The following is a 13,545-nucleotide window of genomic DNA, read 5'->3' as shown; positions in this document are numbered from 1 at the left end:
CGGCGGTGACGACCGTACGACACTGCGGTCGTCGTCCGGGTATCGCGTGACGAGGGCTTCCACCAGCGCATGGTCGCAGGCAGCAATACATACGGGTTCACCAGGCCCTGAGATCGCACCGCCACCAAGCGAACCGAATGAGAAGTCCTCGTGGTGAGCCAGGTGCCCGCCGAGCAGTGAAGGCGAATTCAGGCGCCCATTGCGGACGCCGCGGAGCTTTCCTGCGGTCGTCGCCGCAGGGGTGGCGTCAAAAGGTGGGATCGCCTGGACGCGTCTATCGCGTGGCGACTTGGCCGGGGTGCTCGGCCTGGATGAGGCAAAGACCGACGCGGGTGCAGGTGCAGGAGCTTAGTCGTGCTGGGGCCAGATCGGGCCCTGGTCGGTCCAGGTGACGCCCTTGTTGCGGCAGAGGCAGAAGGGGTGGCCGACCGGGTCGGTGTAGACCCGCCAGCCGAAGCCGTTGGGGCCGATGAAGTCCTGCCGGAGGGTCGCGCCTAGGTCGAGGACGCGACGCTCCTCGGACTCGATCTCGTCCACTTCGAAGTCGAGGTGGAACTGCTTGGGGTGCTCGCCGTCGGGCCACTGCGGAGCGCGGTAGTCGTCCACCCTGATGAATGCCAGTTCGATCTCACCGAACTTGATGCCGGCCCAGTCCTCGGAGCTACCCTTCTTGACCGGACGGCCCGTCACCTCAGCGTAGAAAGCGGCCAGCTTCATCGTGTCCGGGCAGTCGATGATGAAATCGGTGAGTCGCAGCATCCCGCGATCTTGGCACAGGTCCCCGGCTTCGGAACAGTTCCTGGAGGCGAGGAGCGCGGTGCGCTCGTGTGACTGCCACAGATCGTCGATGGGTGTGGATCTCCTTGCCCCGGGCACGGCCGACGGCTTGAAAGAGGAACCGCATCAAGCGCTCGGCGTAGCGCGACTGTGGATCCGTCGCCAGTCGTCCCGCGAGCTTTGGGAAGATCTATCTCATGACGGAGAATCCGACAGCCCGGGAAGCCGTGTGGGCAGACGGCGAGAACCTGTACGACATCGTCCCCGCCCTCGACGCTGTCATCGAGACCATCGGCCGAGATCTGGTCCTGGGCGAGTACTCCCTGGCACAAACCACAGCGTATGCAGCGGCACAAATGATCACGGAGCAGGGGGCTGTGTCTGGGATTCGTGATGAGGCGACAGCCCTGCTCGTCGTCCGCGCACTCGCCGAATCGGCAGCTGCTACGGAACGCGCAATTGACGGATCCAGTTCGTAGCATGCCCCTGTTCCGGCCGTGGCGTAGCCCTTGCTCAACCTGTCCTTTGAACGTCTCATCGACTCGCACGCGCCCAGCGGGGATGTCACTGCTGTTGCCTGTCATCCGATCCGACGTGGCCTCGTGCTCACCTTGTGGAATCTGACTGCGCTGTCATGACGGCGTGTCAGAATCTCCCGCATGGTCGAGAGCACGGGGATGAACACCTATCAACGCCTGGCCGTCCGGCTGCACGAGCTCGGCATGATCACCCGCCAAAAAGCGGACGAGTCGGTTCTCTACATCGCCGACTGGGGCGAACCCCACCCGAGCCGACGCGCCGAGGAGCTGACCGGGGTGCTCGAGGTCTGCGCCGTGGCCCTGCAAGCCCACGGCGAGGACGTCGACTTCGCCGAGCACGCATACGCCGGGATCTTCGAGGACGCGGAGCGGATGATCGGCGGCGCGATCGCCATCACGGACGTCGATCTGGTCGGCGAGATCGGCTCACCGCGGGCTCTCGACTTCAAGGTCAACGGCGAGGTCAAATCCTGGTGGATCGAGCAGGACTCCGACGACTACCTCGACCTGGGCGCCATCGAGGAGGGCATCTCGGACCTCGTGCCGGGCGGCGACGACCCGCGGGTCTTCCACTGCGTCCCCGGCGACGACGCCTGCGCCGACGACTACTACCTACTGGCCACTCCCGCTCAGGCGGCGACACTGCGCGACGAGTTCGACCTGCGCATCAAGGTCCGCGGCTCGGACGGAGCGCCCGTCCACGAGCAGTAGCCCTGAAGCGGGCCGCCCGCCGCCGGCAGGTCCGCGATGCCATCGGGCGTCGACGCTGCCGCGCCTCAGGCGGTCATCGCCCGGCTGTGAGTGTCGATCTCGCCAGACGATCACCTGTGCCCCATCGGGTTCACCCGCTTCACGGCTGAATGGCGATCGTGGTGACGACGCCGTTGCCCCAGATCGTGGCCTTCAGTAACGCTTGCCCGTCAAGCGAGACGACCGTGGACTCTGGCACGAACCGCTCCGTCAGCTCCCTCCCATCAGGCTCCGGAACTGGGCCACCTCGCTCCGCACGAACATGCCACTCGTCGAGTCCTCAGAGAGCGCGGAGTCGACCGCGAGCAAGAACTCGCGTTCCTTGCCGAACGAGCCGTCGTCCACCGCCATGCGACGCCAACCGGCATTGGTCTTGCCTGTGTCTGCCGTACCGGGCTCGTCCACAACCGCGACCTCAACCGTGCGAGAACCGAACCGCCCCTGCTCGGGACAGGCACCCGCTGCGCAGGAGTGCCAGCTGCAGGCGGACAGCTGCGGTCACCCTCTTCTCCTCGTCGGTGGCGAGAAGATCGAGAAGCGCCCCGCGCAGTACCGCCAGCGCCAAGGTGCGGCGGGAGGCTCCCTCTTCGCTGTCCCGCTCCGATGGTGGCTGGCACACGGCCAGGGTCTCGAGCCAGTCGTCCACGGTAGACCTGGCGAAACCGGCCCAAGGACCATCGGGCTCGACTAGGGAGCGAGTGTAGGCCTCGGCCCAGAGTCGTAGCAGGGGGCGGTGCTCGCCGGCGGCGAGCCACGTCCACACCTGCTCGGTTGCCGATGCCAGGCCGGCGGGCCGGTCGCTCTGGCGGAGGTGCTCCAGCAGCGCCAGTTCATCGGTGCGGGCCCGCTCCAGCAGTGCTCGCAGGAGGCCGTCCTTGTTTCCGAAGAGGAACATCAGCACACGTGTACTGGAGCCAATGGCTTCGGCCAGCGGGCGCAGCGACAGATCGGTGAGGCCGTGGGCGAGCGCGTACGCGTAGGCGGATTCGAGCAGCTGGGTCTGGCGTGCGGACGGGTTTGCGGTGGTCGGGGCCATGGATCTAGCCTAGACCAACTGACACACCCGTGTCAGTAACGTGAAGTAACTGATAGCTCCGGAGAGTACACAGTGCCGAAGGAAGCGCCCCAGCGGCAGGCTGTCATCCGCCGCGCCGACCGCCCCGGCGACCTGGGCTGGGTGGTGATGGCCCATGGCGAGCTGTACCACCAGCAGTTCGGCTTCAACAGCGACTTCGAGGCACTGGTGGCCAAGATCGTCGGGGACTACGCCGTGAAGCACTCCCCCACCACGGAGGCGGCCTGGATCGCCGAGGTCGACGGCGAACGCGCGGGCTGCGTCATGCTCGTGGCCGACGATCAGCCGGGCGTGGCCAAACTGCGCGTCCTGCTCGTCACCTCGGCGGCCCGAGGTCTCGGCCTGGGTACCCGCCTTGTCGAGCAATCCCTCACGTTCGCCCGCGACGCCGGCTACCGATCCGTGTCCCTGTGGACCACCGACAACCTGGTATCCGCCCGCAGGATCTACGAACACTTCGGGTTCGCCCTTGCCGACGAAGGACCTCACCAGGGATTCGGCCAGGAGCTCACCGGCCAGACCTGGATCCTCAACCTGCACGACAGCCCATCATGAACACAGCAACGCCCCGCATCGTTGGACGGTTTGATGAGGCTCTGGCCCGTCCGGACCACCCCAGGCGGCGGAGGGTGCCAATGGGGATGTGACGGCAAGAGCAGATGCTCGAGCTGGAGGGTCGAGAGCCCCGACCATAGGAAGATGCCAGCGTTGTTGCTTGACAGGGTGCCCAGCCCAGACGAGCTGCCTGCTGGCAGGATCATCGCGAATTGATCGATGGGATGGTCTGGATGCTCCAGACGGGATCGCCATAGGTGCTCTTGCCAGAGGAGTACGACACTCGGCGAGGAGGCCTACAAGCCGTTGCACATGCGGGCTGTAGACGGCACCGGGCAGCGGGTCTTCGCCACCCGGCATTCCGCACGACCGCTCGTCGACCGCGACACCCAGGTGGTGGGAGCGGCAGACACTTGGCTCAACGGGTCGGACACCGACAACAGCCCTGGGGGTGCTGTTGCGGACTGACCATCGCCCGTTCCGCTGGTTCAGCTTCGACCAGCCATCTGACTGGGGCCACTCTCCTGCCCAAATATTCTTGGACGTTCTCGTGTGACAGGCGGTAGAACCCACCGTATGACCGTCTTCTACTGCGCCAAGTGCGGGACCGCGCTCACCGGAGACCTTGCGGCGCTCCCGGTCGTTCCGGATGTGGATGACCCGGACGACGGCAGGGACAAGAAGAGCGGCCAGGCCCGGTCCACCGTCCCCTGCGGTCACTACGCCACCGACCCCGAGCCGTGGGGCGCGCCGTTCGTCGTCGCCGATGAGCCCCGTCGCTTCCTCCGCAGCACTGGGCGTGAGCTCCTGCGAATGGAGACCGGCATCCCCACAGTCTCAGCCGGATGGCGGGACAGCTTCGTCGTCCACCCGGACGATGTCGTGCCGCGCCTCGAACCCTTCACGCTGGGGAACAACTGGCTCGGGTGCTGCGGCCCCACTGGCGCGCACGGTCCCAACCTGGCCTGCTCATGTGGCTCCCGACTGGCCACCTGGGCGGCCGACTGCTTGGGGCCGAACGAGCTCCACCTCGACCCGACCCGGGTCTACGCCTGGAATGAAACGGACCCGCAGACGGCCAGTGACGAACCGGCTCAGGAGACATGACCTTGCACGGAGGGCACAAAGAGTCACGACGTTGACGGCAGCAGCCCCGAAGAAATGGGGCGCATGGGCTTCAGTCGCCCTGGAACCACAGATGGCTGCCCGGAGTGCCGGCGCACTGGCCCAGCAACGTTACGAGGTCGCCCAACGCGGCGATCTGGCGCACATTGGTGCACCACTCCCTCAGATCAAGGATCTCGCCGAGAGCCACGGCAGACTCCTGCTCGTCCATCAGCCCGTCCAGTCCCCGTACGGGTCCACGGCGACAGCCTCCCAGGCGTTCCACACAGTCTGAACGAGCCGACTACGTAGACCAGCGCGTCGACATACCCGTACGAGCTGTGCAGAAGCATCGCTCGGAACTACCGCCAGTTTCCTGTCGGCCGCGCCGGGTGCACCTCTTCGTCGATTCCCACTTGGGGTGACCAGTGAAGGGTAAACAGGCCGTACGAGGGCCTCATGGGGGCGGAGGTTGCTGTAGCTGCCGTACTTCGATGCTGTACCGACGGCATCGGCAGAGTTGGGCAGCGCCCGCTCAGGGAGCGGGGTGTTCTTGGAGCCAGATCGAGAGCTCGCGCGCGGACCCGAAGACGGCCGGCCGGTTGGAGGATGGCAGGTCCATTTCCGGATCATCGCCGTTACCGTATTCGAGATCACCGCGATCTCTTCCCTCAGCGAACCCGGCTTCCATCTTGCCGATGAGCGCGTACGCGTCGTCCCACCGGCCGGACGGCACCGAGGTGTCTGACTGCATAGCCCTGCGCAACTGACGGGCCGGTCGAATAAGGTCCCGCATCTGCTCCCAGCACGTGTCCGGCATGGACGAGGGACAGCCCTCCACGGTGTAGCCGTCGAACGCTTCCTGAAACTGTTCTACGGCAGTCCGGACGGTGATGCGCTGCGAATCGTCCGCCGCCGCAGGAGGCGAACTCGCCTGACACCCGCATGCCAGCACAACACAGACGGCGGCCAGGAATGCTATGCAGACGGACCGTCCCGATAAATGTCTCCCCATGGGCCGGATGATCCCACGTCCCATCACTCTTGGGGCCCGAAAGACGATGACACAGGGGCACTCGACGTCTGTCGTCGAATGCGGCGCCCTGGCGCCCCTCGAGACGAGGTAGAAGAAGCACTTCGCTTCAATCGCGGACCATCGGCGGCAACGGGACAGCGCACTTCACCAAAGCCGTCAACGCTTGCTACCTTCCGGCAGTCAGTGGCCAGGACGACTACCCGGGCAATATAGATACTGGCGTCGATGACACCGGACTTGTCATCGAGGAGATCAGTAATGCGATACAGAACGCTCAGATCGTCCTCATGAGTTACCCGCACATCGTCGCGGGCGCAGCGTGCCTGCCCGCGAACTTCGATGCGTACTGAAGGACGACGGCTCTGACCCCGCCCGGCAGAGCGTGCTGGAGATCTTCCACGGTCTCGGCACGGCGGGCGAAAGCATCGAGCAGCTTCGGATGCTGGCTCTGGACGTCCCGCGGCAGGCAGACCTGCTAGAAGACCGAGGGCCAGGCCGCCCGCCTGCGCAAAGGCGCCCGCGGTGGACGGCCGCCCGGCTTCGACGAAGACCGCTACACGAAGCGCAACACCGTCGAGCGGGCGATCAATCGCCTGACGCAGTCCCGGGCCGTCGCCACTCGCTACGACAAGCGCGGCTACGTCCTCCTCGGCACCGCCACCGCCGCGGCCGTCGCCATCTGGCTTCGAACCTGAACTGCTATGCGACCCAGCAGTAGACGCCTTGGCTCTGGCGCCGGGCGCTGCTGACGAGAGCAGCGAGATCACCCACGATCGCCTCGGCGATCTCGGTGTCGATGGCCTCGCCGTCCTCCGAACGCAGCCGACTCCACGAGGCGGCGACGTCGCGCAATCTGGCGTGCCCGGCGTCCGCGAGCGCCGTGGACAGGCGAGGCGAGAGCGCGAAGACGACGCACCCGTCGTTGTCCCGGCCGGCGACGATGCGAGGCTCCCCGGCTTCGACGAGTTCCTCGAATCTGCCACCAGCCAGGAGGCATTCCCACTCAAGCACGGCTTCTTCGGGGTCGAAATTGCCGAAGGAGAGCGACTCGAATGCCCGTCCCGGACCGGTCCGAAGAGCCAGGCTCGCTGACGTGTCGTCCGGCGCCACGAAGAACTTCACGATGATGCTCACCCGGGCATCGTGCACGACTGCCTACAGCCATGATCGGCCGGACAAGTCCTGGTCGGCATCTCTGCGGCCGCGCCGCCTTCGCGCTGCTCCGCGAGGTGAGCCTTCTCCAGTGGCACGTCGTGATGTTCCACTGGAGCTGCGCGAGAACCGAAAAGTAGAAACCCCTGATGCGGCCGGGCATTGAGCCAGTGCACGCAGGCGCCCTCCGCTGGCAGGATGGCCTCATGTTGATCCGAAAGGGCGATGCCGCGTAGGCGCCCCAAGGCTGTCCGTGCAGAGCGGTGGCGGCCACGATGGCAGTATCCGGTTCTGAAGGTTCCCGGTGTCTCCGCGCGGACTCGTGCAGCGATCCGCCGGGTCGAGGACCAGGAGATGTGGCCCAACGCCGTCGCCAAGGCACTCTCGTGTTTCGCGTGGGTTTTCAAGGAGCCCGGCCGCTACCTGAACGCCGACGCGTTCGACTCGCCCGGGGTGGGTGATGCCCGTGATGACCTGGAGCTGGCGATGTTGCACCTTCCGCCCGGAGCAAAAAGGGGACTTGGGGCGGTTGATCACGTGTATCGATGAGGAATTCGAGCGCCGCACCTTGCCGGAACCCAACTACAACGAGTGGGCGACGGCGCGCGGCAGTCTGGGTGGAAAGGCACGCGGTGATGTCGTGACTCACGCTCCGAATCATCAACTGCCGCGTTCTGCGGGGGCCCACGCCCCGACAGGCTGGCTACCGAGTGCAAGAAGGACGCCCGCATCTGCGGCGAGAGGAGCATCCGCCGGGCTGGACGCCCCTCTCTCAGTCGCGGTCTGAAGCTGAGTGGGTCTCGGATCACCTACGCCAGAACAAGTGGTGCTTCATACCGCTCGGGCTGGGCACGATCTCCAGGTGGAAGCGGTCGAGCAGTTCGTCGGCGGACTCCCAGAGCCGTAGTCCGGACCCGAGCTCTACCGGGGCGACCGCCACATGCATGGTGTCGACGAGGTCGGCATCGAGGAACTGCCGGATGGTGGTGACCCCGCCGCCGAGTCGGACGTCTTTGCCGTGTGCCGCTTGCCGGGCCCGTTCGAGGACCATGGCCGGGTCGCTGTCGACGAAGTGGAACGTGGTGTCGGAGAGGGCGATCGACGGACGTGTGTGGTGGGTCAGGACGAACACCGGTGTGTGGAAGGGAGGTTCCTCCCCCCACCAGCCGCGCCACTCGTGGTCCTGCCAGGGCCCGCGCTGGGGCCCGAACTTGTTGCGGCCCATGATCTCGGCACCGATGTTGCGTGCGAAGTCTCGCGTGAAGTAGTCGTCGAGGCCCCGGCTCCCACCGGCATCCGTGCGCATGGGCCAGCTCGCCGTGGCGCCGGCCCAGGCGAACAGCTCCGCCGGATCGATGTCGTGGCCGAACGGACTCTCAAGGCTCTGGTCCTCACCGGCGCCGATTCCGTCGCTCGAGACGGTGAAGTTCATGACTCTCAGCAGTTGATCCATTTGTTCCTCGTCAGGTCCTGTCGCGTCATCGTGTGGCGAGGTGCCGCACATCATGACGTCGAACGGGGCGTGGCCGGATCGACAGCAGCCCGCAGTTCTTTTTCCGGCGCGTCGGGAAGCGGCCGCATCGGCGCTGTGGCTCCCTCGAAATCGTCCAACGTGCCTACGTGGCCGGGAGGTTCACGCCGTCCCCCGAAACGAAGGACCGTCGAGCGGACCTACGGCTGGCTGGTCCTGGCTGGTCCTCCACCGCCGCCCGTCTGGTGCGCGACCACGAAACTCTGCCCGCTCGATCCGAAGCCATGGTCCACCTGGCGATGACCGATCCGGCGGCCCGCCGCACCACCAAGACGAGCACGAACTGCTGGCGCAGCCCGACTCCAGCCCACGGCGCCCGAACAAGGCCTGCCGCGTTGCACCGCACCGCATCGTGGGACGACTGGCTTCACTGCTCCGCGGGCACCTCTGGCTACCGTTTCCTGACGGCAGACCCTTTAGCCTGAGCTCATGCACACGGTCGAGCTGCTGCCCGATGACGAGGCGGACGAGTTGGTGCGCGAGGCCTGGGCGGCGTTGGCCGCGGCCGGGATGCCGAGTCAGGCAGGCCACACACACCCGACGAACCGTCCCCACATCACCCTCTTCACGCTGCCGACGATGCCACCGGAGCTGCGGCTCGCGCTGCGCGACGCGCTGTCGGCGGCGCTGCCGTTGCCCCTGCGGATCACGGGCCCGCATGTGTTCCCGGGCAGGACCAGCACCCTGGCTTGGCTCGTCGCGGCCGATCCGGCGCTCATGGAACTGCGCGTAAGGCTGCGGGAGCTGGCCGAGGGTGCGCTCGGCACCGAGTGCGTGCGCGATGACGTGCAACGGCCGGAGGACTGGCGGCCACACCTGACGCTCGGGCGGAGTCGCCGCCCCGGAGCCTGGCCGGCCCTTGGCTCCACGAGCTTTCCCACCCTGCCGGATCCGCCCAGGGCTGGGATGTGGACGCGGGCACGTACATACGACAGCGTGCCGCGAACGGCCGAGCCGCTGGCTCCCTGAGGGATCGTTCGTGTCGAGACCACACGCCGGGTGGAGCGCATCCTCTACCGCCGCCGCGCATCCCGCAGGGTCAGCCACCTCACGACTGCCGACCACCGTCGAAGGGACGGACGACGGCACCCTCACAGCGGCGCACCGTTCGGAATCGTCTCGGCCCCCGGCCTAAACACCACCAGGGAGACCGCTCTGCTGACCTTGCTGGACCACCCGGGCGAGCAGATCGGGCGGTGATGTAGGGGAGGTACACCAGGTGTGGCCGTACCCACCAACCTGTCGAGCGAGCCCTGACCGCATACGACCACCAAACCCCAGGGAATCGATCATCTAGCGGCCCGATCGGCCTCGGCGGGCGTCCGTTTGGCGCAACGTAGCTGGTGTTCACCCTTGCGCAGTACGGCCACGCCCCTGAACTGCACCAGTGTGGCGGCGGCCACACACATCGCCGTGCCCGTGGGCGGTACCGATTCTGCGCGTGGCACGGCGGCACCGTTGAGTCGACCACAGGAGCGGTTCTCCGAAGCGGCACGCCTGTGGCCGCGGCCGGCTCCTGATGGAGGAATGCGCTGATGCGTTCGCTGAAGATAGCCACCGGCACCGTCCTGGCCAGCACCGCCCTGCTCATCGCTGCGCCGATGGCTACCGCGTCCGACACCCAGTGCGATCCGGTCACGGCGGCCGCCACCGAGGCCGAGTCCGCCTACAAGGCCGCACTCGCCGACTACCAGAAGCAGGTCGATGCCGGCGGGCATCCGGGCCAGGCCGAGCAGGACAACGTCAACCAGCTCAAGCAGAAGGCCGACTCCGCCGCCTCGGAAGCCCAGCGCATCTGTGGTGACACCGTCATGAACCCCACCACCACCCCCACCGCCCCGTCCACGCACAAGCCCTCCGGCTCCATGCACACCGGCAGCGGCTCCACCAGCAGCGATTCCTCCACGTCCGCTCTGGCCGCCGGAGGAAGCATCGCCGTCGTCGCGGCCGCGGGCTACGCACTCGTGCGCCGCGCCAGGTCCGCCCGCCAGAACTGACCGGCGACGCCCGATACGCGCCGCCTGCGGGGTCGGACATGCCCCGCGGGCGGCGCGCGCTCGGCGCCGGCCACACGGTTATCGGGAGGTGCGACCGGGTGTCTGCCTGCACTGATGGATCGGCTGCGTCTGGTGCGCAGCGGGTGAGACGGATGATCAATGGGGTGGTCCTGGCGCTGACCGCCTCGGTCGCTTTCGCCTTCACCACCACCGAACAAGGGCCGCCACAACCCACACCCGCAGCGCAGCAGGCCTCCGCACAGCACGAAGCCGCGGCCGCGCCACTGCCTGCCGCGCGCCCGCTACGCGTCACCATCCCTGCCATCGGCGTCGACGCCCCGCTCACCGACCTCGTCCTCCAGAGCGACGGACATCTGGCAGCCCCGCCGGAAACGGACGCCAACCTGGCCGGCTGGTGGGCGCACGGCCCCTCCCCCGGTACCCGAGGCACCGCCATCATCGCCGGACACGTCGACATCCCGACCGGACCCGCCGCCTTCTACAACCTCGGCGCCCTCCACCCCGGCATGCGCATCACCATCCCGCGCGAGGACGGCACCACCGCCCGCTTCACGATCGACGCGATCGACGTCTATGCCGCCACTGACTTTCCCGACGACAAGGTGTACGCCGACACAGGCCGCGCCGAACTGCGCCTGATCACCTGCGGCGGCGGCTTCGACCGCACCCGCCAGCAGTACAAGGGCAACGTCGTCGTCAGCGCCCACCTCACCCGGTAGCCCAAGGCGTGGTCGGCGGGTCAAAGCGACCGCTGAAGCATGCCGGATTGTTTCCGGTTTCCGGATGCGAGGTGTTCAGGCGAGATCGTGGGGCTCAACACGCCCATCGCCCGCCCCCACAAGCGGCTCGGCCGGGAGCTGTCCGCAGATCATTGAGCCGGGCGCCCCTCCCCCGCCGCGCTCGCGCTCCCGGCTCCCGGTTCGGGGAACGACACCTTGGCCAGTTCCTCGGAGACCGCCCAGACCCGCCGGGCCTCCTCGGCATCGGTGAGGCGGGAGTAGAGCTTCTGCTCCGCGGGCGGTCCGCCCAGATGTCCGGGACCGCTCGGTCCGTAGAAGCTGCTGCCTCGTGCCGCGCGATCCGTCGCCGCGAGGAGGGCGGGGAGCCCGGCGGTGTCGGGGGTGCCGAGGAGGATGCCTCGGGCGGACAGGGCCCGGATCAGCCGCACGCCGAGGGTGTCGCGTTCGCGGCCCAGTTCGGGGCGGGCGGCGAGCAGGCTGGTCGGCGCGACGCCGGGGTGGGCCAGATTGCTGGTGATGCCCCAGCCGGCGGCCCGGCTGCGCCGGTCGAGTTCGAGCGCGAAGAGGCCCAGTGCGATCTTCGACTGGCTGTAGGCGTGCTGCCCGTTGTAGGAGCGCTCGAAGTTGAGGTCCTGCCAGTTGATGGACCTCTGGTTCGCCGCGACGCTGATCTGCGAAGTCACCCGGGCCCGGCCCGTCCGCAGCAGGGACAGCAGGTTGGCCACCAGGGCGACATGCCCCAAGTGGTTGGTCCCGAACTGGAGCTCGAACCCGTCGGCCGTGGTCTGCCGGTCGGGTGGAGTCATCACGCCAGCGTTGTTGACGAGGAGATGGATCGGGTGTCCTTCGCCGCGCAGCGCCTCGCCGAGCGTGGCGATCGAGTCGAGCGATGCCAGGTCGAGTGTGTGCAGAGCCGCCCGCGCGTCGGGAACCGCGGCCCGGAGCGCGCCGATCGCCGCCTCGCCCTTGCGGAGGTTGCGCACGGGCAACAGCACTTCAGCCCCCGCGGCCGCCAGCCGGGTGGCGATCCCCAGGCCGATGCCGTCGCTGGCTCCGGTGACGACGGCTCGCTTGCCGGTCAGATCTGGAACGGTGATGTCGATGGGCGTGCGTGGCATGTTTCTCTCCCGGCCGTGTGGGTGCTGCTCTCACCGTCCCGCACGGACGGCACCCGTATTCAGGGCCCGCCGATCCCCCCTTCTCGGAGTGCCGCCGGATGGCCGCAGCGGTCCCGGAAGGGGGGATCGGCGGGCCGTGGCTGCCGGGACGCGGCCGAGGTACACAGGAGGCTGCACTCAGGGAGGTACGGCATGGTGATCGATCGGGCCGGGATGGCGGGGTTCCTCCGGCGGCGCAGGGAAGCGCTGCAGCCCGAGGACGTAGGCCTCCCCCGAGGCAGTCGGCGCAGGACGAGCGGGCTGCGGCGTGAGGAGGTCGCCGCGCTGTGCCACATGTCAACCGACTACTACGCCCGCCTGGAGCGACAGCGCGGCCCGCAACCATCCGAACAGATGATCGCCTCGATCGCGCAGGGCCTCCACCTGTCCCTCGACGAGCGCGACCATCTGTTCCGGCTCGCCGGGCACAACCCGCCGGCGCGCGGCTCCTTCGCCGACCACATCAGCCCCGGCCTGTTGCGGGTGCTCGACCGGCTGGACGACACGCCCGCGGAGATTGTCACGGAGCTGGGCGAGACCCTGCGCCAGACCCCGCTCGGCGTGGCGCTCACCGGGGACACGACTGGATTCACCGGCGCGGCCCGCAGCGTCGGCTACCGCTGGTTCACCGATCCCGCGTCGCGCCGGCTCTACGCCCCGGAGGACCACGCGTTCCTCTCCCGCATGTTCGCCTCCGGACTACGGGAGGCGGTTACGCTGCGCGGGCCCGGTTCACGCGCCGCCGACTACGCCGACCAGCTGCTCGCCGAAAGCGCGGAGTTCCGTGGGGTGTGGGACGCGCACGAGGTCGGCGTCCGTCCCCGCCAGGTGAAGCGCTTCGTCCACCCCGAAGTCGGCGCTCTGGAACTGACGTGTCAGACGCTGGTGGACCCGGGCCAGTCCCACTTCCTGCTTGTGTACACGGCCGTGCCGGGCAGCGAGAGCTACGAGAAGCTGCGGCTCCTGTCGGTCGTGGGCACGGGATGGCAAGACGGCGGGCAACAAGCCGCTCCGCACTAGGGCGTGTCTTCAAAGTAGTGGTGCGGGATGATGGGTCTTGTGAGTCGCCGCTATGAACTGACTGATGAGGAATGGGAGTTGTTACGCCCGT

Annotated in this window: 16 protein-coding genes and 2 pseudogenes; 10 read left to right on the top strand and 8 right to left on the bottom strand. The window is 67.7% G+C overall.

All coding sequences use genetic code 11. From position 1 onward, the window contains the following. Nucleotides 1-348 precede the first annotated feature (348 nt). Nucleotides 349-759 carry a VOC family protein gene (locus ABZ930_RS27255; protein WP_361552949.1) on the bottom strand — a complete coding sequence of 137 codons (411 nt, stop codon included), beginning with the start codon at nt 757-759 and terminating at the stop codon, nt 349-351. 215 nt (nt 760-974) lie between these two features. On the opposite strand from ABZ930_RS27255, the gene ABZ930_RS27250 reads away from it, so the two are divergent. Beyond that, complete coding sequence (locus ABZ930_RS27250; RefSeq protein WP_361552946.1) at nt 975-1,256, top strand: hypothetical protein; 282 nt, start codon at nt 975-977, stop codon at nt 1,254-1,256. A 180-nt stretch (nt 1,257-1,436) separates the two neighbouring features. Then, nucleotides 1,437-2,027, top strand: a complete 591-nt coding sequence (locus tag ABZ930_RS27245; RefSeq protein ID WP_361552944.1) for a hypothetical protein — start codon at nt 1,437-1,439, stop codon at nt 2,025-2,027. Nucleotides 2,028-2,276: 249 nt separating this feature from the next. Here the strand turns inward: ABZ930_RS27245 and ABZ930_RS27240 are convergent, their stop codons facing one another. Both ABZ930_RS27240 and ABZ930_RS27235 read right to left on the bottom strand, forming a co-directional pair. Continuing rightward, a complete protein-coding gene (locus ABZ930_RS27240; RefSeq protein WP_361552941.1) occupies nt 2,277-2,471 on the bottom strand; it encodes a hypothetical protein in 195 nt (64 codons plus the stop codon). 10 nt (nt 2,472-2,481) lie between these two features. Then, the gene (locus tag ABZ930_RS27235; protein WP_361552938.1) at nt 2,482-3,102 is read right to left on the bottom strand and encodes a TetR/AcrR family transcriptional regulator; all 621 of its coding nucleotides are present in this window, start codon (nt 3,100-3,102) and stop codon (nt 2,482-2,484) included. A 72-nt stretch (nt 3,103-3,174) separates the two neighbouring features. Between ABZ930_RS27235 and ABZ930_RS27230 the strand changes: the two genes are divergently transcribed. Next, nucleotides 3,175-3,696 carry a GNAT family N-acetyltransferase gene (locus tag ABZ930_RS27230; protein ID WP_361552935.1) on the top strand — a complete coding sequence of 174 codons (522 nt, stop codon included), beginning with the start codon at nt 3,175-3,177 and terminating at the stop codon, nt 3,694-3,696. Between the two features lie 576 nt (nt 3,697-4,272). Then, nucleotides 4,273-4,803 carry a hypothetical protein gene (locus ABZ930_RS27225; RefSeq protein WP_361552932.1) on the top strand — a complete coding sequence of 177 codons (531 nt, stop codon included), beginning with the start codon at nt 4,273-4,275 and terminating at the stop codon, nt 4,801-4,803. Between the two features lie 70 nt (nt 4,804-4,873). Here the strand turns inward: ABZ930_RS27225 and ABZ930_RS27220 are convergent, their stop codons facing one another. Both ABZ930_RS27220 and ABZ930_RS27215 read right to left on the bottom strand, forming a co-directional pair. After that, entirely contained in the window at nt 4,874-5,032 is a 159-nt protein-coding gene (locus ABZ930_RS27220; protein ID WP_361552929.1) for a hypothetical protein, read from the bottom strand. 303 nt (nt 5,033-5,335) lie between these two features. Then, nucleotides 5,336-5,554: a hypothetical protein gene (locus ABZ930_RS27215; RefSeq protein ID WP_361552926.1), complete on the bottom strand. Its 219-nt coding sequence runs from the start codon at nt 5,552-5,554 to the stop codon at nt 5,336-5,338. Nucleotides 5,555-6,327: 773 nt separating this feature from the next. Between ABZ930_RS27215 and ABZ930_RS27210 the strand changes: the two are divergent. Beyond that, nucleotides 6,328-6,531, top strand: a pseudogene (locus tag ABZ930_RS27210) (IS5/IS1182 family transposase); the annotation flags it as partial. Nucleotides 6,532-6,535: 4 nt separating this feature from the next. On the opposite strand, the gene ABZ930_RS27205 reads toward ABZ930_RS27210, so the two are convergent. Beyond that, nucleotides 6,536-6,970 (bottom strand): hypothetical protein, encoded by a 435-nt coding sequence (locus tag ABZ930_RS27205; protein WP_361552923.1) that lies wholly within the window; start codon nt 6,968-6,970, stop codon nt 6,536-6,538. An 823-nt stretch (nt 6,971-7,793) separates the two neighbouring features. Further along, a complete protein-coding gene (locus ABZ930_RS27200) occupies nt 7,794-8,441 on the bottom strand; it encodes a dihydrofolate reductase family protein (RefSeq protein ID WP_361552920.1) in 648 nt (215 codons plus the stop codon). A gap of 192 nt (nt 8,442-8,633) precedes the next feature. On the opposite strand from ABZ930_RS27200, the pseudogene ABZ930_RS27195 reads away from it, so the two are divergent. From ABZ930_RS27195 to ABZ930_RS27180, 4 genes and pseudogenes are all read left to right on the top strand, one after another. Then, nucleotides 8,634-8,818: pseudogene (locus ABZ930_RS27195) on the top strand (IS5/IS1182 family transposase); the annotation flags it as partial. 130 nt (nt 8,819-8,948) lie between these two features. Then, on the top strand, nt 8,949-9,488 hold the full coding sequence (locus ABZ930_RS27190) for a 2'-5' RNA ligase family protein (RefSeq protein ID WP_361552917.1): 540 nt from the start codon (nt 8,949-8,951) through the stop codon (nt 9,486-9,488). A 566-nt stretch (nt 9,489-10,054) separates the two neighbouring features. Continuing rightward, nucleotides 10,055-10,516, top strand: coding sequence for a hypothetical protein (locus tag ABZ930_RS27185; protein ID WP_361552914.1), 462 nt, complete (start codon nt 10,055-10,057; stop codon nt 10,514-10,516). 152 nt (nt 10,517-10,668) lie between these two features. Next, entirely contained in the window at nt 10,669-11,256 is a 588-nt protein-coding gene (locus tag ABZ930_RS27180; RefSeq protein ID WP_361552911.1) for a class F sortase, read from the top strand. A gap of 149 nt (nt 11,257-11,405) precedes the next feature. Here the strand turns inward: ABZ930_RS27180 and ABZ930_RS27175 are convergent, their stop codons facing one another. Next, nucleotides 11,406-12,395: an SDR family oxidoreductase gene (locus ABZ930_RS27175; protein ID WP_361552908.1), complete on the bottom strand. Its 990-nt coding sequence runs from the start codon at nt 12,393-12,395 to the stop codon at nt 11,406-11,408. 192 nt (nt 12,396-12,587) lie between these two features. On the opposite strand from ABZ930_RS27175, the gene ABZ930_RS27170 reads away from it, so the two are divergent. Next, entirely contained in the window at nt 12,588-13,454 is an 867-nt protein-coding gene (locus tag ABZ930_RS27170) for a helix-turn-helix transcriptional regulator (protein WP_361552905.1), read from the top strand. The last annotated feature ends 91 nt before the right edge of the window (nt 13,455-13,545 follow it).

Source organism: Streptomyces sp. NPDC046716, from assembly GCF_040645755.1.
Lineage (GTDB): Bacteria > Actinomycetota > Actinomycetes > Streptomycetales > Streptomycetaceae > Streptomyces.
Note: the sequence above shows the minus strand (reverse complement) of the source record. Positions and strands in the feature narration are given on the sequence as shown.